Annotated in this window: 21 protein-coding genes; 9 read left to right on the forward strand and 12 right to left on the reverse strand. The window is 68.6% G+C overall.

Annotation, left to right across the window (positions count from 1 at the left end):
• Positions 1-18: 18 nt before the first annotated feature.
• Positions 19-1,032 carry a DUF368 domain-containing protein gene (locus LCF40_RS05535; RefSeq protein ID WP_224827690.1) on the forward strand — a complete coding sequence of 338 codons (1,014 nt, stop codon included), beginning with the start codon at positions 19-21 and terminating at the stop codon, positions 1,030-1,032.
• On the opposite strand, the gene LCF40_RS05540 is transcribed toward LCF40_RS05535, so the two are convergent.
• Positions 1,023-2,009 (reverse strand): asparaginase, encoded by a 987-nt coding sequence (locus LCF40_RS05540; RefSeq protein ID WP_224827691.1) that lies wholly within the window; start codon positions 2,007-2,009, stop codon positions 1,023-1,025. The genes LCF40_RS05535 and LCF40_RS05540 overlap by 10 nt on opposite strands.
• A gap of 36 nt (positions 2,010-2,045) precedes the next feature.
• Positions 2,046-2,432: a DCC1-like thiol-disulfide oxidoreductase family protein gene (locus tag LCF40_RS05545; protein WP_114577945.1), complete on the reverse strand. Its 387-nt coding sequence runs from the start codon at positions 2,430-2,432 to the stop codon at positions 2,046-2,048.
• A gap of 137 nt (positions 2,433-2,569) precedes the next feature.
• On the opposite strand from LCF40_RS05545, the gene LCF40_RS05550 reads away from it, so the two are divergent.
• Positions 2,570-2,893 (forward strand): 4Fe-4S dicluster domain-containing protein, encoded by a 324-nt coding sequence (locus LCF40_RS05550; protein WP_114577944.1) that lies wholly within the window; start codon positions 2,570-2,572, stop codon positions 2,891-2,893.
• Positions 2,894-2,930: 37 nt separating this feature from the next.
• Here the strand turns inward: LCF40_RS05550 and LCF40_RS05555 are convergent, their stop codons facing one another.
• The gene (locus LCF40_RS05555) at positions 2,931-3,095 is read right to left on the reverse strand and encodes a DUF6757 family protein (RefSeq protein ID WP_198667927.1); all 165 of its coding nucleotides are present in this window, start codon (positions 3,093-3,095) and stop codon (positions 2,931-2,933) included.
• 58 nt (positions 3,096-3,153) lie between these two features.
• Positions 3,154-3,927: a PHP domain-containing protein gene (locus LCF40_RS05560; protein ID WP_224827692.1), complete on the reverse strand. Its 774-nt coding sequence runs from the start codon at positions 3,925-3,927 to the stop codon at positions 3,154-3,156.
• Between the two features lie 143 nt (positions 3,928-4,070).
• On the opposite strand from LCF40_RS05560, the gene LCF40_RS05565 reads away from it, so the two are divergent.
• On the forward strand, positions 4,071-4,358 hold the full coding sequence (locus LCF40_RS05565; RefSeq protein WP_224827693.1) for a DUF2795 domain-containing protein: 288 nt from the start codon (positions 4,071-4,073) through the stop codon (positions 4,356-4,358).
• Between the two features lie 50 nt (positions 4,359-4,408).
• Here the strand turns inward: LCF40_RS05565 and LCF40_RS05570 are convergent, their stop codons facing one another.
• Positions 4,409-5,416 carry a DUF5784 family protein gene (locus LCF40_RS05570; RefSeq protein WP_224827694.1) on the reverse strand — a complete coding sequence of 336 codons (1,008 nt, stop codon included), beginning with the start codon at positions 5,414-5,416 and terminating at the stop codon, positions 4,409-4,411.
• 92 nt (positions 5,417-5,508) lie between these two features.
• On the opposite strand from LCF40_RS05570, the gene LCF40_RS05575 reads away from it, so the two are divergent.
• Positions 5,509-5,682, forward strand: a complete 174-nt coding sequence (locus tag LCF40_RS05575; protein ID WP_224827695.1) for a DUF5786 family protein — start codon at positions 5,509-5,511, stop codon at positions 5,680-5,682.
• On the opposite strand, the gene LCF40_RS05580 is transcribed toward LCF40_RS05575, so the two are convergent.
• From LCF40_RS05580 to LCF40_RS05590, 3 genes are read right to left on the reverse strand one after another with little or no spacing between them, the layout of a single operon-like run.
• Positions 5,679-6,377 carry a DUF7530 family protein gene (locus LCF40_RS05580; RefSeq protein WP_224827696.1) on the reverse strand — a complete coding sequence of 233 codons (699 nt, stop codon included), beginning with the start codon at positions 6,375-6,377 and terminating at the stop codon, positions 5,679-5,681. The two genes, LCF40_RS05575 and LCF40_RS05580, sit on opposite strands and share 4 nt — an antisense overlap.
• Positions 6,377-7,348: an NAD(P)H-binding protein gene (locus tag LCF40_RS05585; protein ID WP_114577940.1), complete on the reverse strand. Its 972-nt coding sequence runs from the start codon at positions 7,346-7,348 to the stop codon at positions 6,377-6,379. Before LCF40_RS05585 ends, LCF40_RS05580 begins: the two co-directional genes overlap by 1 nt.
• Positions 7,349-7,399: 51 nt before the next feature.
• A complete protein-coding gene (locus LCF40_RS05590; protein WP_224827697.1) occupies positions 7,400-8,284 on the reverse strand; it encodes a YkgJ family cysteine cluster protein in 885 nt (294 codons plus the stop codon).
• Between the two features lie 74 nt (positions 8,285-8,358).
• On the opposite strand from LCF40_RS05590, the gene LCF40_RS05595 reads away from it, so the two are divergent.
• On the forward strand, positions 8,359-8,571 hold the full coding sequence (locus LCF40_RS05595) for a DUF7561 family protein (protein WP_114577938.1): 213 nt from the start codon (positions 8,359-8,361) through the stop codon (positions 8,569-8,571).
• Between the two features lie 241 nt (positions 8,572-8,812).
• Positions 8,813-9,079 carry a hypothetical protein gene (locus tag LCF40_RS05600; RefSeq protein ID WP_114577937.1) on the forward strand — a complete coding sequence of 89 codons (267 nt, stop codon included), beginning with the start codon at positions 8,813-8,815 and terminating at the stop codon, positions 9,077-9,079.
• 9 nt (positions 9,080-9,088) lie between these two features.
• On the opposite strand, the gene LCF40_RS05605 is transcribed toward LCF40_RS05600, so the two are convergent.
• The gene (locus LCF40_RS05605; protein WP_157972400.1) at positions 9,089-10,117 is read right to left on the reverse strand and encodes an RAD55 family ATPase; all 1,029 of its coding nucleotides are present in this window, start codon (positions 10,115-10,117) and stop codon (positions 9,089-9,091) included.
• A 98-nt stretch (positions 10,118-10,215) separates the two neighbouring features.
• Here LCF40_RS05605 and LCF40_RS05610 point away from each other — a divergent pair, with 98 nt between their 5' ends.
• The gene (locus LCF40_RS05610) at positions 10,216-10,668 is read left to right on the forward strand and encodes a hypothetical protein (RefSeq protein ID WP_224827698.1); all 453 of its coding nucleotides are present in this window, start codon (positions 10,216-10,218) and stop codon (positions 10,666-10,668) included.
• Positions 10,669-10,685: 17 nt separating this feature from the next.
• On the opposite strand, the gene LCF40_RS05615 is transcribed toward LCF40_RS05610, so the two are convergent.
• Complete coding sequence (locus LCF40_RS05615; RefSeq protein ID WP_224827699.1) at positions 10,686-12,368, reverse strand: DNA-directed DNA polymerase II small subunit; 1,683 nt, start codon at positions 12,366-12,368, stop codon at positions 10,686-10,688.
• An 89-nt stretch (positions 12,369-12,457) separates the two neighbouring features.
• On the opposite strand from LCF40_RS05615, the gene LCF40_RS05620 reads away from it, so the two are divergent.
• The gene (locus tag LCF40_RS05620; RefSeq protein WP_224827700.1) at positions 12,458-13,471 is read left to right on the forward strand and encodes a S24/S26 family peptidase; all 1,014 of its coding nucleotides are present in this window, start codon (positions 12,458-12,460) and stop codon (positions 13,469-13,471) included.
• A gap of 103 nt (positions 13,472-13,574) precedes the next feature.
• On the opposite strand, the gene LCF40_RS05625 is transcribed toward LCF40_RS05620, so the two are convergent.
• Entirely contained in the window at positions 13,575-15,449 is a 1,875-nt protein-coding gene (locus tag LCF40_RS05625) for a cell division control protein Ccd6 (RefSeq protein ID WP_224827701.1), read from the reverse strand.
• Positions 15,450-16,492: 1,043 nt separating this feature from the next.
• Positions 16,493-17,794 (reverse strand): glycosyltransferase family 2 protein, encoded by a 1,302-nt coding sequence (locus LCF40_RS05630; protein ID WP_224827702.1) that lies wholly within the window; start codon positions 17,792-17,794, stop codon positions 16,493-16,495.
• Between the two features lie 593 nt (positions 17,795-18,387).
• On the opposite strand from LCF40_RS05630, the gene LCF40_RS05635 reads away from it, so the two are divergent.
• On the forward strand, positions 18,388-19,521 hold the full coding sequence (locus LCF40_RS05635) for an A24 family peptidase (protein ID WP_224827703.1): 1,134 nt from the start codon (positions 18,388-18,390) through the stop codon (positions 19,519-19,521).
• The last annotated feature ends 267 nt before the right edge of the window (positions 19,522-19,788 follow it).

The following is a 19,788-nucleotide window of genomic DNA, read 5'->3' on the forward strand; positions in this document are numbered from 1 at the left end:
ACGGACGACGGGGACATCGTGAGCCGCGAACCCAACGGCGGCGAGGCCCCGACCGCCCCCGAGAGCGCGCGCCAGGGCGCGCCGTCGGCCACCGCCGACTCGTTCCGTGGGTGGCTCGGGATCTACCTCACCGGCCTCTGTATGGGCGCGGCAGACATGGTCCCCGGCGTCTCCGGCGGGACAATCGCGCTCGTCACGGGGATCTACGAGCGCCTGGTGACGGCCATCGCGGCTCTCGATCCGCGCGTGATCGCCGAATTCCCCGCAGCCCGGACAGCTGCCGGCCGTCGCCGACTCCGGGAGACGTTCGTCGGGATGGACGTCCCCTTCCTGCTCGTGCTCGGCGCCGGCATCGGGACCGCCGTGCTGGTTCTCTCGCGGCTGCTCGAGGCCGCCTTCGAGGAGTACCTCGTCCTCCTGAGCGCCTTCTTCTTCGCGCTCATGGCCGCCTCGGCCGCCATCATCTACCGGGACGTCACCCTCGAGACGCCCGCCCAGTACGCGGCGGGCGCGGTCGGGATCGTCATCGCGTTCGCCCTCAGCGGCGCGGCCGAAAGCAGCGGCGGCGGGAGCCTCCCGTTCGTCGCCCTCTCGGGTATGATCGCGATCTCGGCGATGGTGCTGCCGGGGATTTCGGGTGCCGCCTTTCTCTACGTTCTCGGCCAGTACGAGTACCTCGTCGGCTCGCTGAACGACTTCGTCGACGCCCTTGCCGGCCTCCTCGTCGGCGGCGACGTCGCGGCCGCGGTCGGCCCCGGAACCGTCGTCGTGGCGTTCATGGTGGGTGCGGTCGTCGGCCTCCTGACGATGGCTCGCGTGGTGAAGTGGGCGCTCTCGCGCTACCGGATCGCCACCCTCGCCTTTCTCGTCGGACTGATGGTCGGCGCGCTCCGACTCCCCGTCGAGGAGGCCGCCGCCGAGACCACGCGGGTGACTCCCGGCCTCGTCGCCGCGATCGTCGCCGCCGGGGCGATCGGCGCCGGTGCCATCGTCGCCCTCGATCGGTACACCGGCTCGCTCGACTACGCCTGACCGTCCGACTCGAGTCCTCCGAAACACTCCGCGACGTCCGCATCCGAGGAGAGCGCAATCGCCAGCCGCAGCCGGGCCTTCCAGGGCGGGAGGTCGCCCGCACCGACGGCGCCCGCCTCCCGAAGGGTGGCGCCGCCGCCGGGCCCGCCGTACAGCCCCGCCGTGGTTCCGTCGGGACAGCGAGAGGTGACGACGACGGGAATCCCGTCCGCCATCGCCCGTTCGAGGGCGGCTCCGAGGTCGGCGGTCGCGTTCCCCAGGCCCGTCCCCGCGAGGACGATGCCGTCGACGCCGGCCTCGCGGGCCCGATCGACCGCTCCGCCGTCGGCGCCGAGGGCGTTCGTGACGATCTCGACGCGAATCTCGGGGTCGAGTTCGGCGTCGGGGATCGGCGCGGATTCGGGTCCAGGGTCGCGGAGCAGGCGCAGACCGTCGGGCGTGAACTCCCCGACTGGACCCGTACTGGGGGATTCGAACGTTCCCAGTGCCGTGGTGTGGCCCTTCCGGACCCGGCGGGCGGCGTGGACCTCGTCGTCGAACGCGAGGTACGTCCCGCCGGCCGCACGGAATCGCGGGTCGGCAGCGGTACGGATCGCGTCTCGAAGGTTCGTCGGGCCGTCGGTTCCCGGCTCGTCGGCCGGGCGCTGGGCACCCGTGAAGACGACCGGTCGGTCGGGATCGGCGAGCAGTTTGATCGCGTAGGCGGACTCGGCCATCGTGTCGGTGCCGTGGGTGACGACGATGCCCTCTACCCCGTCGGCGAGCGCCCCGACGACCGTCTCCCGGAGGGCCTCTAGCCGGTCGAAATCCATCTGGAACCCCGAGGCCTGGGCGACCTCGGCGACCTCGAGGTCGACCTCCTCGACTCCCGGAACGGCGCCGAGGAGCGTCGGCGCCGACTCGGTCGGCGTCTTCGCGTCGGCGCCGGTGCTCGCGATCGTTCCGCCGGTGCTCGCGACCAGCACGCGTGGCTGCATACCCCTCCCTCGTCGCGGCGAGTGAAGTGTCTCCCGCTACTCCCTTCCCCGTGCCGGCGGCGTACAGCTCACGACCCGGCCGAACAGGCCACGGCGGTCCGCGACCGCCCGGTAGCCCTGCTCGCGGACGCGCTCTCGGCTCCCCGCCGGAAGGTGTTTGAACGCGAGCGCGAGGTATCGTGCGGGGGTGTCGAAGCGGGCGATCGCTTCCTCCAACCCCTCTCCACAGGAGTAGACGGCGTCGTCGGTCAGTAGGTGCGAGCAGTCCTCGTACTCGTCGGGGAGCCGGGCGCGCTGGTCGGGGGTGAGTTCGGAGAAGCCGACGACCTCGAACTCCCCGCGCTTCGCGGCCTGTCGGACACACCACGTACAGAACCCACAGTCGTCGTCGTACACCAGCCGCGGCGGGTGTTCGGCGTCCATACGACCCGTAGGGGTCGAGAGCCCAAAAGCCCGTCAGATCGCGCCACGGCCGGGAGCCGCCGCCGAAGGTCTTCGCCGATTTCGACGGCCGCAGGCGCATACTTTTAAGTGCGCGCCGACCGTTCGATCTGGTAGCAATGGCCATAGATCCGCAGTTCCACGAGAACCGAGAGCAGGTCGACGAACACGAGGGTCACGCCGTCTGGGGCCCCGTCGACGAACCCGAGGAACTCGGCATCCACGGCACCCACGTCGCAGTCGACTTCGACATCTGCCTCGCCGACGGCGCCTGCCTCGAGGACTGTCCCGTCGACGTCTTCGACTGGATCGACAGCCCGGGCCATCCCGAAAGCGAGGAGAAGGCCGATCCCGCCCGCGAGGCCCAGTGTATCGACTGTATGCTCTGTGTCGACGTCTGCCCGGTCGACGCCATCGACGTCGACGCGGGCCGAACGGCCTGAGACGGATCGCTGTATCGACCGAGAGGAGTCCGTCCGGCTACTCGGCGCGGTCGACATCGACCCGTTCTTTCAGCGCCTCCAAGCCCTCGTCATCGGCGAGTTCCTGCAACCGTTCCCGGAAATGAGTTTCGCAGAGACCGACGTTGACGCCGCCGGATTCGGCGGCGAAAGCGGCGTCGCGATCGCAGTAGTGACACTGCATACCAACGGGTTGGGACGGAGTGCATTGAACCCTCCGTTCCCGTCCGGGATCGCCGCGATCACGCGAGCCCGAGCGCCCGGAACTCGTCCTCGTCGAGCCCCGCCCGCCCGAGGCGGTCGTCGTGGGCGTCGCTGCCGCCCGTGACGAGCAGGTCGTGGCGCTCGATCGCCCGCTCGACGGGCGCGGGATCGATCTCGCGGCCGTAGGGGTACTCGTACTCGACGGCGTCGAGATCGGCGGTCAGCTCGAGGGCGGCCTCGGGATCGCCGTACCGAAGCGGGTGGGCAAGCGAGACGATCTCGCAGGCCGCCGCGAGCAGTCTCCGGCCCGTCTCGAACGAGGGGACCGACCGGCCGACGAAACAGGGGCCGTCGTCGCCGATGAGATCGTCGAACGCCCCTTCGTAGTCGTAGCCCGACTCGGGATGGTCGTCGATCGCGCGGGCGACGTGGGGGCGGCCGATCCCCTCCTCGATCCCGATATCGAGGTCGATCCCCAGCCGATCCTCGACCCGTTCGACGATCCGCCGGCCCCGTTCGCGCCGATCCCGCTGGATCCGTTCGCACTCGGCCTCGAGATCCGGGGTCGGTTCGACGCCGTAGCCGAGCAGGTCCACTCGCTCGCCCGCGGCGGGTTCGACGCGGAGTTCGATCCCGTGGACGATCGGGAGCCCGTCGCGTTCGACGATCGGGCGGGAGAACGGCTGGAGGCGGTCGTGGTCGGTGACGGCGACGACGCTCACGCTGGCGGCACGGGCGGCCTCCGGGACGTCGCCGAGTTCGAGGCTGCCGTCGGATCGGGTGGTATGGACGTGGAGGTCGGCGTAGGGCACACCTCGTAGCTCGGGCCGGGGGGTTCTAAAACCGCTCTCCTTCGGAACCTCTTATCGTCCTTAATCAGGACAAGGTTTGGGGTGAGCCTAGAGAACATACATGGACAATAGTTATATTACTCCCCGGGCCAGGGACGGGTGCAATGTTACACGAACGCATCGGCGAACTCGTCGCGGACCAGGAGTACCCCGCGACCACCGGGGACCTCATCGACGCCCACGGCGACCGCTCACTCGAGCTCCAGAACGGCTCGGAGACGGTCGGCGAGGCGCTCGCACACCTCCCCGAGGAACGGTTCGACTCGCCCGAGGAGGCCCGCGACACGCTCTACGCGGCTGTCAGCGGGAAGGCGATCGGACGTCCGGGCTACAGCGACCGCGACCCGACGCCGCCCGGGAGTCGCGAAGGGCCTGAGCCGGTCTCGTTCTGACCGGCGGCTCCGGCCCGACCGAGTTGTCGGCCTCGTCGTTTCCGGCCGTATCAGCCGTCGAGATCGATCGCGTCATCCAGATCGAGGGGGACCGACCCCTTGGTGTAGCCCTCGGCGCTCCCGTCGGGGCGAACCCGGTAGACGACGGCGGGGCGGTGGCGGACGTCGGGTCGTTCGCCGTAGACGGGCGCCCACTGGTCGTCGCGGAACGACGAACAGTCCATGAAGAGGACGGCGCCGCCGCCGTGGGACTCGAGCTGGCCGCTGGTCTTGGTTTCGGCGGTGTCCCTGACCGCGGCGATCGGGCCCGACGCCGCGCGGGTGTTCGGCGGCTGGGGCCTGGTTACTTCGACCAAGACGTTCGTCTCCCCGTTCGTCGCTCGATAGTCGAGCGAGTGGCCGGTCGTGACCTCGATCTCGGGGACGACGTCGTAGCCCGCGTCGGTCAGGAGTTTCGCGGCGACGAACTCGCCGATGGCGGCGCTCATCCGGACGCGGTCGACGTGGTCGCTCGTGCCCAGTTTGCCGGACATCACCCCACGGTACTCGTCCAGCGGGGCGGTTTTCAGGACCGACTCGACGTACCGGGTCGCCTCGCGGCGGCCGGCGTCGGGAAAGCCGGCGGCGTGGGAGCGAAAGAACTCCCGGGTGGACTCCCGGCCGTCCTTGGACATGAACACGGGAAGAAAGTACCAGGAGAGGTAGGGGTAGTCGGCGAGCCAGGGATCGTCCTCGTAAAGGGCGGCGAGCAGTTCGCGCTGGGCCCACCGCGAGACCTGGTGGGGCACCTCCTGCCAGCCGAACTTGTCGGTCTTCCAGAGCGCCTGGGGGGTCTCGGTGTTGCCCATCCAGTAGGCTTCGGCGTCCCGGCGGGCGAACAGCGCGACGTCGTCGTTCGACATCTCGAAGCGGTGGGTCTCCCAGCCGCCGGTCACCCCGTACTCGGGGGAGACGGCGCGGGCGCCGATGTTGGATCGAAGGGGGCCGAGAAGCTGGGAGCGAACCCGCTGTTCGCTCCAGGACTCGGGCGAGTATCGGAATCGAAGCGGCCGTGCCACGGCCGTCGGTAGGGGACCGGCGGCCATACCTCTTGCCCTCGCCGGCCGGTACATTGATAAGCGCGAGCGACCAAGATACGTTCATACGTACCATGTCAATGGGTGCCTATGACGAAGACGAACACGAGCGTCGCGAGAAGCAGGCCGCTGCCGTCGATACCGACTTCGACGACGAACGAACGATCTACCACGGCTCGGTCGAATACGATTCCGGCGAATCGACGGAGGCGCTTCTGGACCAGTTCGAGGAGATGAAATCCGGCTAACCGGCGACGGCCCGCTGGCGAACGATCGCCAGCCCGCTCACGCAGGCGACCGCGAGCACGTGACCACACAGCGCCCAGAGTAACAGCGGCCGATCCGCGACGAACGGAACGAACAAGAGCTGGACCGCAGCGAAGCCGACGTTTCGGGCGTCGAGGGCGACAAGCCGCCGGGTTTCGTCGGCGTCGAACGCGTACCGGTAAGCTCGCCAGAGCGAGGCGACGCTCGCCCACCAGCAGGTGCCGATCCGGTAGACGACGTCCCAGAGCACGAGCAAGGCGAGGCCCACCGCGAGCGGCGGCGGCTTGGGACCGAACAGTTCGGTCACCAGCGACTCGCCGGTCGTCGCAGGGTCGTAGACGAAGAGGTAGGTGATCAGCGCGACGAACGCGACGACCCCCAGGACGACCTCAATGCTCGAACCGAACAGCACCTGCCTGTAAGCCGGCGGAGTCTTCAGCGTCCGCGTCTCGCGGCTGTACCGGAGCATAAACCAGCTCCCGGCGGCGGCGACGGCGACCGCGGCCGTCCCCGCAGGAACGGCGGTCCACAGCCCGTAGACCGCGGCGACGACGAGGATCGCGGCCTCGAAGGCGGCGAGCTGGATCGCGACCGCGACCCGGTCGGGGAGGTCGACGCCGGGGAGCGCGCCGACGATGCTCTCGTAGACCCAGGTCTCGCCGTACTCGACTTCCATCAGGCCCCGCCGCTCCCCTCGTCGTCGATCGGGACCGCCCCCCGGTCGCTCGAGCCGGCCGCGTGATTCGGCCGCGTTCCATCCTCTCGCTCCTCGTCGATGGCCCGCCGGACGGCGTCCTCGAAGGTCGTCAGCTCGACGGGGACCAGCTCCTCGATCGAGTCGTCGGTGACGACGACCCGGTTGCCCAGCCCGTCGATCAACGGGTGGGCGACGTCGGCGGGGACGTCGGTCACCAGATCGACCCAGTACGCCGACAGCGTGGGCGTCAACACCGGCACCGGGACGATCAGCGGTGTCCGCCCGTGGAGGACCCGGGCCGTCTCCTCTAACATCTCCCGGTAGGTCAGCACCTCCGGGCCACCGACCTGGTACGTTCCGCCCGCGGTTTCGGGGGCGTCGAGGACGCCGACCAGATAGGAGACGACGTCGCGGACCGCGATCGGCTGGCACTCGGTGCGGACCCACTCGGGGGTCACCATCAGCGGGAGCCGGTCGGCGAGCTGGCGGATCATCCGGAAGCTCGCGCTCTCGGCGCCGATGACGACCGCCGCCCGCAGCGCCGTCAGGTCGAACTCCCCTTCCCCCAGGACGTACTCGACCTCCCGGCGCGACCGGAGGTGCTCGGAGAGCTCGCCGTCGCCGCCGAGCCCGCTCAGGTAGATCACGCGGTCGACGCCGGCGGCGCTCGCCGCCCGGGAGACGTTGCGGGCCGCCCGGCGGTCCCGCTCGGCGAAGTCCCCGCCGCCGCCCATCGAGTGGATCAGGTAGTAAACCGCCTCGCAGTTCTCGAGGGCGGTCTCGAAACTTCCGGGCTCGAGGACGTCGCCCTCGAACACCCGGACGCCGCTCGGGGGATCGTAGTCGGCGGCGTCTCTGACGAGGACGCTCACGTCGTGACCGGCGTCGATGAGCTCGGGGACGAGCCGGCTTCCGACGAAGCCGGTCGCACCCGTCACGAGCACGCGCATGGGTCGTCTATCGGCGCCCGCGGTTTAACGGGTCGGATCGCGGCGACCGTATCAGTCCCAGCCCGGCGTGTCCGGCGCGCCCCGCTCCTCTTCGACGGCCCGGCCCGCGTCCGCGGGATCGGTGGCTGCCGGCTCCCCGCGGCCGCCGGCTCGCTCCTCCCAGTCGTCTATCGCGCGTCCGGCCCAGGAGTCGGCCGCGAGAACCTGCTCTCTGGCGTCCTCGTAGTGGGGGTCGGAGAGCGCCAGGGTACCCGGACTCGACGCCGCGGCGACCGCGACGAACTCCGCGCGGTCCTCGCGGGTCAGGGTCCCCTCGGCGGCCCGCTCGACGATCCCCTCGAGGTCGTCGGGATCGGGATGGGCGAACAGCTTCTGGCCGACCGCCTGAGGGCCAAAGAGCGGGCCGGTGTCCGCCGCGTCGCCGGGGTCGTCCTCGAGCAGGCGGTCGCCGCCGCCGGCCGCCTCGACGCGCTCGCACTCGGTCTCGACGCCGAGTTCGAGGTTGTGGGCCGGGTAGGCCCCACACTCGGCGGGGTAGAGCGCGTCGCCGTGGATCCGACACTGGAGGGTGTCGGGATCGAGGAAGACACAGCTCGGGAGCCAGGTCGGCTCCTCGCGGCCGACTGGAGCGACCGGTTTCGGAGGTTTCCGCAGGCCGACGAAGAAGGCGGGCCGGCCGGCGACCGCCGCCAGCCGGTGGCCGTCTATCTCGACCGCGCCCTCGTCGTCGTCTGCCTCCCAGAGCCGGACGGTCAGCGCGTCGCCCATGCCGTCGGCGAGGAAGCCGCGGATCTCCTCGCGTTCGAGGGCGACCAGGTTGTAAGCCGCGTCGAGGGGACTGTAGGGCCCGCGCCGTTCGTGGTCGGAGCCGCCCTCGGGAGCCAGCGGGCGCCAGTCCACACAACAGCCCGCACAGCCGGCGCAGTTCAGCTCCATGGGCCGACCACGCCCGCGAGCACCATAATCCGCTCGGGGGGAACGGTTTTGGCCCCCAGGGGACAAGCCCGCCCATGGCGACCGAGTCCTGTGACGGCTGTGGGAGACGGCTCCGGGTCGCCGGCGGCATCGCCGACATCTGGTCCGGCGGAGACGGGGCGACCGGGCTCACCCTCGACCTCGAGGACGGCTCGACGCACCTGCTCTGTTATCCCTGCATCGAGGCGCTCCCCGACCACCCCACGCGCGAAGACGTCGCCGCCCTCGAGGCGGTCCAAGAGGAGTGACGCGGACGAGAGGGGGAGCCGACAACGAGGACCGGCGATAGAAACCGTGGTGCCATCTCCCCGTTCCTCGAGAACCTCGATCGTGAAACGCTTCACGGACCGTGAGGCGAACCCGCTTGCAGATCGGGCCCTGCGGGAAACGGCGGGGATCTCACCCGGAGAGTTACGGGACGCCGTCCCCGGCAGGTGCCACGCGAGCCCCTTTGCAGGTCCCCCCCTACCAACCGAACGAGCACACCGCATGGTCAGCGTATCCTTCGTCGACAGCCGCGGGGTCCGTGGCGTGATCCACAACGACCTCACGATCGAGGCCGACGGGCCGGTCGACGAGGAGCTCCGCGTGTTCGTCCGGAGCGCGAGCACCAACTACCGCCAGGACTCCCCGACGCTCGAGGCGCTCACCCCCGAGTTCCTGATCGACCTCTACGTCCACACCGCAGTCAGAAAGGTCGAGCCGATCCCGGACGACGGAGCCGACGGGAACTGCCGGCTCGGCGGCGAGGAGTGAGCTGTTGGGCTATTCTCGCCCGTTCTCGGCGTCCGGCTCCGCGTCGGGGTCGTCGTCGCCCGCGTCCTCTCCGTTTCCGGCCGACTCCTCGCCCTCGACCTCCTCTCGGGGATCGAACGTGACCAGCCCGAGCCCGCTGGTGTACTCGTAGGTGTGCCACTCCGGGATCGTCAACACGCCACGCATCTTCCGGACCCGCAGCCGACGGAAGAGGGTGTCCTCGACGATGCCGCCGTCGAGGCGGAGGTCGATCACCCCGTCGGCGACGTACTCCAGGTCCCGCGGGAACGCCTCCTCGTCGCCGCCGGTCGCCCCGCCGATCACGGGGACGAACCGCCCCTTGCAGACCTCCGCCCGGACGTCCTTCAGGAAGCCGTAGGCCTGGCCCGGCTGGACCAGCGAGGCGAACTCGACCAGCGAGTCGATCGCGACGAGTCCCGACTCGACCATCCCCAAGTCCTCCAGAGCGTTGTCGAGTTTGTTCCGGAGCTCGTGGCCGTCGCCGGGGTCCCGGACGACCGCCGTCGCCGGCTCAACCAGGCCGTCGAGATGGCGGTTCCACGGGGTGAGCCGGTCGTAGAGCCGTTCGCGGTCGTCGACGCGGGGAGTGAAGCAGTCGACGATCCGGACCCGGCCGTCCTCGATCGCTGGCAGGACGTTCCAGTCCATCGCGAGGTAGCTCTCGACCAGCGAGATCGGCGGCTCGGTAAAGGCCACGAGAATCACGGGCTCGCCCCGCTCCAGGGTTCGCCAGGCGAGTTCCGCCCGCAACGCCCCCTCGCGGGTGCCCGTGTTCCCCGCGAGCAACACGAACGAGTTCCGCGAGAGCCCCTGTGGGAGGGCGTCGTCGATCCCCGCGACCCCCGCCCGCATCCGGCGGTGGCCGTCGTACTCCGTGAACACCCGGTCGCTTCCCGCCAAGGCCTCCCGACACTGCTCCGTACAACACCGGTACCGGTTCCCCTCCTGTTCGAGGACGTGGTCCTCACCCACGAGCGGCTGACGACAGAAGTCACAGCGGCGGTCGGTCCCTGCCATGACACCACGTAGAGAGGGGGCCATCAAAAAGGGACGCGTCGGACGCGGTCGGCGGGGCGTGCCGGGAGTTATGTGGACGGACGCGGTACCACGAGTCGATGCACGTACGCGAGGCAGTCGAGGCCGACGCCCCCGCGCTCGCGGCGGTCGCGGGGAGTCCGGCCGACGTCATGCGAAATCTCGTCCACGACCGGACGGTCCGGGTCGCAGAGCCCGACGACCCCGACCGCGGATCCGACCCCTCGGGGGATGCCGACGACGACCGGGAGCTCCTCGGGTTCGTCAGCTTCGACGCCGACGCGGGGACCGTCCACGTCACCGGGATCGACGGCACCGAGGCGGCCTGCGAGCGACTCCTCGCCGAACCGATCGAGTTCGCCGCCGGCGAGTCGATGGCCGTCGAGACGTTGCTCCCGCCCGACTCCCCCGCGATCGGTGCGGTCGACCGCCTGGGCTTCGAGGAAGCGGGCGCCGGCCCGCGGTTCGACGGCGACCCCACGATTCGGTACCGTCTCGAGAGCGCGGCCGACGCTCGGGATCCCGAGACGTAGCGCCGGAACCCCCGCACTTAGCTGAACTTCTGGACCGTCACGTCGAGGGTATCGAGGTCGACGATCGGCGCGAAGCCGGCGTCGGGCTGGATGTTGTTTCGCTTCTGGAAGTCCGTCTGTGACTGCCAGCACCCGGAGTTGATCGCGAGCACGCCGTGGTACTTCCCGAAGCCGAGCTTGTGGACGTGGCCCGTATGGAAGACGTCGGGGACCTCCTCCATCAGCAGATGGTCTTTCTCCTCGGGCGCCAGACGGGTGTGGCCCCCGAACTGGGGGGCGACGTGGCGCTTTTTGAGAAGCTGGTACATCGCCTTGTGGGGCTCGTCGTAGCTCGCCTTCTCGGCGGGGAGTTCGGCGATCACCTCGTCGAGGGAGCGGCCGTGGTACATCAGGACGGAGACGCCCTCGACGGTCACCGTCGCGGGGTTGCTGACGATCCGGGGATCGTGGGCCGACATGATCCCGCGAAGCTCCTCGTCGAACCCCGGCTGGGGTTCCGCGAGCCGAACGGCGTCGTGGTTGCCCGGGATCATCACGATCTCGAGATCCCCGGGGACGCCCTTCAGGCGCTCGTTGAACGCCTCGTACTGGTCGTAGATGTCCACGATGTCGAGTTCCTCGTCCTGGCCGGGGTAGACGCCGACGCCCTCGACCATGTCGCCGGCGATCAGGAGGTACTCGACCCGCTTGGCCGCGTCGGTGTGGAGCCAGTCGGCGAAGGCGTCCCAGGCCTCGCCCATGAACTCCCGGCTCCCGACGTGGACGTCGCTCACCAGCGCCGCCTGGACCGGCCGGTCGGCCGTCGAGGGCTCGTGGGTCCGGGGGACGTCGGGGAAGTACATCGAGTCGACGAAGGCGATCCCCGCATCGTCCGCGAGGGTGCCCTCCATCGCGAGCACCTCGTCGAAGAGCAGTTCGTCGACGAGCCCGGCGTACTCCCGATCCTTCATCACGAGCCACGGGAACGTGCCGGTGGCGTCCTCGAGTTCGATCAGCCAGTGGCCGCTGGCCGTCGAGCGAACGTCGTTAACGAGGCCGACCATTCCGGCCTCGCTGCCGCCGGGCATCGACCCGATTGCGCTCGCGGGCCGGTGGTTGACCCGCCCCTTCAGCTTCGAGCCGAGCCGGTCGAGGCGGTCACGAAACACCGCCACGAAGTCCCGGTACTCCCCGGTCCCCGTGCTTGCGCCGGTCATGTCGCCGGCGATCTCGACCTCCCGATCGCCGCGTTCGACGGTTTCGCGCTCGACGGTCTCGCGGTCGGCCACCCGGCTCTCGGATTCGGTTTCGCGGCGATCTTCCCCGTCGACGTCCGGCGGCTCCGACCCCTTCGTTTCGACTGGAGACCCCCCACCCCCGTCGCTGGGACGTTCGGGATCGGTTCCAGTTGAAACGGAGGGGTCTTCGGGGGCGGAGCCCGAGTCGGGCATCGGGCCGAGTCGCCGCTCGGACCCGTCCGAGCTTCGGTCCGATCGGCCGTCCCCACCCGTCCCGTCTCCCGCCCGATCGACCGCCGCGCGGGCCGACCGGACCAACTCCGGCCGGATCACCAGCGCGTCCTCGGGCGTCTCCCGAAGCACGCGCTCGAGGACGGCCGCCGGCCGTTCGCTGTCGGCGATCATCGCCACCGTCTCTCGGTCGGCGTTGTAGCCGCGGCTCGTCAGTTCGCGGACGATCCGGGCGGCCCCCTCTACGGACACAGCCCCTCATTGACGAGCGCCGAGAAAAACATGGCGAACGGGGAGAGCGAACAGAAGGTTGATTGTCGACCCCGTCGAAACGGGGGCCAATGAACGGCCCCGGCTCCGACGACCCTCCGGAGGAGACGCCCGACGACCGGTCGTCGGCGTCGAACTCGGAGCCGACGGCCGAGTCCGGAGACGGGAAGGGTGCCGACCGCTCGCGGCCGGAGGAGGCGACCGCGAACGGAACCGGCGCGCCAGTCGCCGGGGATCGATCGGCCGACGGGGAGCCCGACGCTCCCGAACGGGAATCGACGGGGAGAGAACGGGATCTCGAGCCGACGGAGGCCCCGATCCGGTGGTTCCTCCGGACCGACAACGGGACGGTCGTCGCGATCCGGGACGTGGCCAGCAGCGTCGCGATCGTCGCCCTGATCGGGCTCGTCCTCTTCGGCGTCAGCGGGATCTGGCCGCCGATGGTCGCCGTCGAGAGCGGGAGCATGGAGCCGAACATGCAGAAAGGCGACCTGGTCTTCATCGCCGAGGAGGGGCGGTTCGTTGGCGACGGCCCGATCGGCGATACGGGCGTCGTCAGCGCCGAAAGCGGCACCGAGAGCGGCCACGAGAAGTTCGGCCAGGCCGGCGACGTCATCGTCTTCCGGCCCGACGGAAGCGAGTTCCGGACGCCGGTGATCCACCGGGCACACTTCTGGGTCGAACCCGGCGAGAACTGGGTCGCAGAGCAGGCGAATCCCGACTACCTGAACGGTGCGACGACCTGCGAGGAGGTGGTGACCTGCCCGGCGGGCCACGCCGGCTTCGTCACGAAAGGCGACGCCAACGACGGCTACGACCAGGTAATGGGTACCGGCGCATCGACCGACGTCGTCAGACCCGCCTGGATACAGGGGAAGGCGATGTTCCGGGTCCCGTGGCTCGGCCACGTCCGCCTCGCCTTCGACGACCTCCTCGCGACGGGGCCGACCGCGATAGAGCCCGTGGCCGCAGCGGAGGCGTCGCCGGCCGGATCGACGCCCGCGTCGGTCGGCACCGCTGGCCTCGTGGCCGGCACGGTGGCGATCGGAACCGTGACGGTCGCCCGGCGGCGACTGCGGAACTGAGGTCAGTCACTACGCGTGAGGAGGTGAGAGCGGCAGTGATCTGCGCGGACGGGACCGGGATCGACGGCTGTGGGAGAGGCGAGAAAGGATCCGCCCGGACCGATCAGTTGTCGAACCGGGCCTGGACGAACGGCTGGACGTCGTCGATGTCCGAGAGCCGCGAGTCCGAGAGGAGCACGACCTCGGTCTCCTCGATGGGCACCGAGAGGCTGATCTCCTTGGTCCGGCCGTACCGGCCCTTCGAGACGACGACCGCGTTGACGATCCCCAGCATGTCGAGTTCGCTGATGAGGTCCGTGACCCGGCGCTGTGTGAGGACGTCGGCGTCGATCTCCTCACAGAGACGCTTGTAGATGTTGTACACCTCGCCGGTGTTGATCGAGTGGACGCCGTTCTTCTCCAAGAGGATCGTCGCGAACAGGACGAGTTTCGACTGGGTCGGGAGCGTGCGGACGACCTCGACGACGCGGTCGAGTTCGATCTTGTCCTGGGCCTGTCGGACGTGGTCCTCGTCGATCCGCTCTGCCTGCCCGCGTTCGGCGAGTTCCCCCGCCGTCCGGAGGAGATCGAGCGCGCGCCGGGCGTCGCCGTGTTCCTGGGCCGCGAAGGCCGCACACAGCGGGATGACGTCGGCCGAGAGCACGCTCTCCTTGAACGCGACCTCCGAGCGGTGCTGGAGGATGTCCCGGAGCTGGTTGGCATCGTAGGGCGGAAAGACGATCTCCTCCTCGCCCAGACTCGACTTGACACGGGGGTCGAGGAAGTCGGTGAACTTCAGGTCGTTGCTGATCCCGATGATCGACACCCGGGAGTTGTCGAGTTCGGAGTTCATCCGCGAGAGGTTGTAGAGGGTGTCGTCGCCCGACTTCTCGACGAGTTTGTCGATCTCGTCCAGCATGATGACGACCACCCGCTCGGAGTAATCGACCGCCTCGAAAAAGACGCTGTACACCCGGTCGGTCGGCCACCCCGTCATCGGTACCTCCTCGAACCCCTCCAGGTCGGCCTCTAACTCCTCGATCCGGTCGCGAACCTCGTCGACGGAGGCGAAGCCGGTTCCGACGAGTGGGTGACCCGACTCCGCTCTCGCCTGCTCCTCGGCGTCCGGGATCTCGACCCGCTCTCCTTCGGATTCGTCCCCCTCGTTGACGAACCCGCCCTCGGGATCCGCCTCGGGATCGACGATCGGGTCCGGCTCGACGGCCGAGGCGAGATCGGTCCCGGACTCCGAATCGGACCCCCCCGTTTCGACTGGAGGATCTTCGGATTCGGCGTCGCTTTCGGCTGTTTCCGGTCGTTCGAGGGTATCGGGATCGTCCGGGCTCCCCGCCGCGAAACCGTCCTCGCCGGGGGCCGACTCCGACTCGCCCGTCGCGGGTTCGGAACCGTCTCCGGTCGGGCCGGCCGATCCGCCGGCGGAGTCGGCACCCTCCCGACGTCCCCCGTCGATCCGTCCGTCGTACTCCTCGGCCGCGGAGAGGAGGGAGTCGAGCGTATCGAGTCGTTCCTCGATGATCCGCTCGTTCTCCTCGATGAACTTGTTCGCGAGCTGGGCGAGCACCCGGTACTGGGTGTCCGTGACCTCGCAGTTGATGTACTCGACCTCGCAGGGGACGCTGTACTTCGAGGAGGTGGTCTCTAGCTCCTTGCTCACGAACTTCGCGCTCGCGGTCTTTCCCGTCCCCGTCTTCCCGTAGATGAGGATGTTCGAGGGGGTCTCTCCGCGGAGCGCGGCGACGAGGATCGTCGCCATTTTGTTGATCTGGTCGCTCCGGTGGGGGAGCTCGTGGGGCGTGTACGACGGACGGAGCACCTCCTTGTTGTCGAAGATCGGCTCGCCCGAGAGGAGGTCGTCGAACAGGCCCTGGCCGGGGTCGTCGCTCCCCGACTCGGCCTCCCCGCTCGACCCGAAACCGCGCGTGGAGGCGAGGTCGATCTCTCGACTCGAACCCGTCGTCTGTGAATCGTCGTCAGACATCCGTCGTATGCGTTACCCCTTTGTTTCGTGTGGAACGCGGACCGGAAACGAGCGATACTCGCCCATATGTGGCCGAAATCGGCCGGGAAACCGTCTCCCATCCCTCGCCCGAGTCCAGTTGATGCAGACGAACCAGAGGAATAGCTAGCTAATAAGTCCTTCCCTTCAACGGCAACGACACTCGGATTGCGGGACTACTTCGACGGAATATACGTCTCGACGAGTCGGCGTTCGACGAGGTCGATCCGTCCTCGAGGGGAAAGTCGGGTCGCAACCGCCTCGGCTCGAGTGGAACGAGGGGTGTCCTCGTCGGGTCGATCGATACAACGGGGACCGAGCCCTCGAGAGGAGAACCGAGCTCACGACGGGTCGGATCGCGAACCCCGAGCTCGGAAGAGCGACGGAAAGCGAGAACAGGTGTGGATCGGAGCGTCCGGAGAGGGTGAAGCGACGGGTTCGGATGGAGACCCGCAACGGACGTGACGGATTAGGGAGGGATGAAGAGCGAACCCCCCACCCCTTCGTTTCGAGTGGAGAGCGATCCGGATGGGTGGGGGAGGGGGGTTCTCTAGAACAGGTGGTTTTATTTGGGTGGGAGGGAAACAGTATCCGCAACACTAGCAAACCGAGCGATTTACTAGATTTGTGGTAGTCGTTACTAGTCCTTCCGATCTCCCCCGTGGCTTGCTGGTCCCGTTCGGTTGATTTCTCCGCTTTGCTCCCGAGTGGCTTCTCTCGCCTTTCTCTCGCCGGTTTCGTCTCTCGATCGATCCCCTCGTCGCTGCCTTCGTGCCGACTGTTCCGAACCGCCCCTCGTTCGGTTCCACTCGAAACGAAGGGGTGGGGGTAGGTCGCGGGGTCGGTCCGTGGTACCTTTACTGGCTTCGGCGTCGCTCGCGGCGGCTCCCTCCCCGTTGTATTACCTTCCTTCTTCGTGAGGCCGACGGGTTCGATGGACTCGTCGAAAGGGACTCACCGGGGAGCTCCCACCGACATGGTCGACTGCTGGAGAGAGTTCTTCCTCTCGACGACGGCCCTCCGAACTACTCCGATCGAAGCTCCGCGAGCATCGTCGACATTCGGTTCAGGATCAGGCCACAGAAGACCCCGAGGACGCCGACGATCGTCAGGAACAGGGCGACGAGCGTCCGGCCGGGCGCGATCGCACCCTGGGCGTTGTACGTCGCGGCGACGTCGACGCCGAGGGCGAGTCCGGCGAGGGTCAAGACGAGTCCGGGAACGCCGAAGAAAAGCAGCGGATGGCGGTCCCGGATGAGTTGCACGAGATAGGTCGCGACCCCGAGCCCGTGGCGGATGGGGTTGTACGTCTGGCCGTCGATCCCCTCGTAGCGGACGTCGATGGGAACCTCCTCGATCCGCATGTCGGCGTCCATCGCGGTCCCGATGAGTTCGCTCTCGACGCCCATCCCGTCGGTCCGGATCGAGAGGGTGTCGACGGCCTTCGGCGAGAACGCTCGGAACCCGCTCTGGGTGTCCGAGAGGTGCGTTCCACTGGAACCGAAGGTGAGGACGTCGAGGAACTGCTGGCCGAACCGGCGGTAGAACGGGGTCTCGCCGCCGCTTCCCTCGAGATACCGACTGCCGACGACGAGATCGGCCTCGCCCTCCTCGATCGGTTCGGTCACCTTCGGGATGTCGTGGGGGACGTGTTGGCCGTCGCCGTCAAGGACGATGACGGAGTCGGCGTCGGCGGCCCGCGCGTACTCGAAGAACGTGTATAGCGCGCTTCCTTTCCCCTTGTTCTCCGCGTGTTCGATGACCGTCGCGTCGGTGTTCCTGGCAATCGCTGCCGTGTTGTCGGCGCTGCCGTCGTCGACGACGACGACCTCGTCGGCGTACTCCTGGGCGGCGATGATCGTGCTGCCGATGCCGACGGACTCGTTGTAGGCGGGGATACCGACCAGCCGGCCGGTCTCCCCTCGAATCGGCGCGGAGATCGCGTACTCCGGGGCGGAGTGAACCGCCTCGTGACAGCTATCGAGGTCGATCTCGTCGCCGGCTTCACAGAGGGCGATCCCGCCCGCCCCCGCGGTCCGGGCGGCCTCGACGAGGCGTTCGCGGGCGTCGTCGACGCTCCCGCAGTCGGCGGGTTCGACGATCGTGGCGTCGGTCTGGTCTATGGCCGCCTCGGTGTCCGCGGAGATCCCCCAGGGGACGATGAAGACGGCGAACCCGTCGCGGATCGACTGGAGGACGGTCCTGTGAAGGTTGTTCTCGCCGTCCTCGGTCGCGAGAACCCCGATGGCGACCGGCTCGGAGCGAACCCGCTCGTGATCGTCCTCGGCGAACTCCGCCCGGTTCGTGTTCGTGAACGATTCAGACATGATGTGGGAAACGACCCACAGCCGTCTCCGGTCGTTCCGACGGCTGCAGTTCGGTTGATCGTATGAACCAGTGAGGACCGAGCATAAAAACCTTCATGCCTGAATACGACTTATCAGAAATAAATTCAGCGCGCGCCGAGCGAAGGGATCGTCCGACGCCGCCGGTCGATGATCGGACGGGCGACCACCTCCCGTGGCTCCGTTCCGACCGCCGACCGTTCGATGTCGGGGTCCCCGTGGGACGCCCGAGTTCGACCGCTTTCATCACACGAGCGTTCGAGACCACGGTATAAGAGAATTTAGGTTCTACGTACGCTACCGGTAGCCGATACGACCGGTCGTATCGATCGGGCTACTTCGGATATATCGCCCCGTACGGTCCGAATACGCGGGATATTCGGATCGACGAATATAGTTCTCTGGCGACAAGACTGGCGTGGGTTCCCAACCGGACGACCGAAACGATCTCCACGATCGCCGCCGGGTCGATCGACCGTTACCTGCGTATTAACGGTCGTCAATCGCTTCTTACCGACGTATCGCTGCTTGCCGGCTTTTCGGACCGACCGCACCCGGCACGAGCGGTGATCGGGATGCCCCGCAAGGCCCGGAGCAGGACGATCGAACTGACCCGAGGGAAACGGACGACTGGACGGAAACGAAACGATAACACCGCCGCCTCGAGAGGAGTCGGCCGTGAGAGCCCACTCTCGCGGTCGGGCGTGATCGGGACGACGACTCCCGATCTCCTGCGACTCGTCGCCGTCCCACTCCTCGCCTGGGCGGCCGTCCGCGACGTCCGGAGCCGACGGGTTCCGAGCGTCGCGTGGGTCCCCCTGGGGGCCCTCGGCGCTGTCTTGCTGTGCTGGGAGGCGTGGCTGGCCTGGCGGGCCGGCCCGCTCGCCCGGAGCGACCTGCTCGTGCCCGCCGCCGTCGGCTTCGGGCTCGTCGTCCCGATCGCCTACTTCACGTGGTGGGCCGGGGGGTTCGGCGGCGCCGACGCCCGGGCGCTGTTCGCGCTCGCGCTTCTCTTCCCGACGGTTCCGACGTACGCCATAGAGATCCCGCCGGACACCCCCCCGTTTCCGCTCGAGCCCGGGACGATCGCCGCGTTCCCCTTTACGATACTCGCCAACGCGGTCGTCGTCGCCGCCTGCGTCCCCGTTGCTCTCGCGGTCCGGAACGCCGCCGCTGGCCGGCTGACTCCCGCGATGGCCGTCGGCCGCCCCGTCGACTGGGACGCCCTCGAGGAGACCCACGGTCGGCTCCTCGAGACGGCGGAAGGGCCCGCCCTGAGAGCGGGACTCGACCTCGATGCCCTCCGGATGTACCTCCGGTGGCGGGGGCTGACCGTCGCCGACCTGCGGGCCGATCCCGACCGCTACCGCGATCCCGCGACCCTCCCCGTCGAACCCGATCGGCCGACCGACGGCGCGGTCGGGGCGGGGCGGTCAGCTCCCACAGGAGCCGCGGCGGGCGATGGCGACCGACCGGCCCGCGGCCCGGAAGCGACCGCCGACGACCCCTGGGGAGCGGAAACCTTCCTCGACGAGATCGAGGGCACGGCCTACGGCACCTCGCCCGAAACGCTCCGGGAGGGCCTGGAGGTCGTCCGTCGCCGCGACCGGGTCTGGATCTCGCCAGGGATGCCCTTCCTGGTCGCGGTCCTCGTCGGCCTCGTGATCGCGCTCGTCTACGGCGACCTCCTGGTCGGGCTGGTGGCGTGATTCCGCTGCTGTACGCCGTTCCCGAGAACCCCAACGACGGTCGTGGTTGTACCGGACCGGAGACGCCACTCCGTTCAGCAAACGGTAGCGAGGAGCCTCCTTCCTCAACGAGCGACCGACGGGAGCGAGTAGGGTGGAGAGGAATCGCGTTGCGAAGCTGGACGAAACCGCAAGGATTAGGCCGTCTCCGCCCGTTATGTGAGATACTGCCGTCCTCGCACAAGCCGGGGTCGGTAGGAGCCACGAGTAAACTGGCTCCCGTGGTGC

It is taken from the genome of Saliphagus infecundisoli, assembly GCF_020177375.1.
Lineage (GTDB): Archaea > Halobacteriota > Halobacteria > Halobacteriales > Natrialbaceae > Saliphagus > Saliphagus infecundisoli.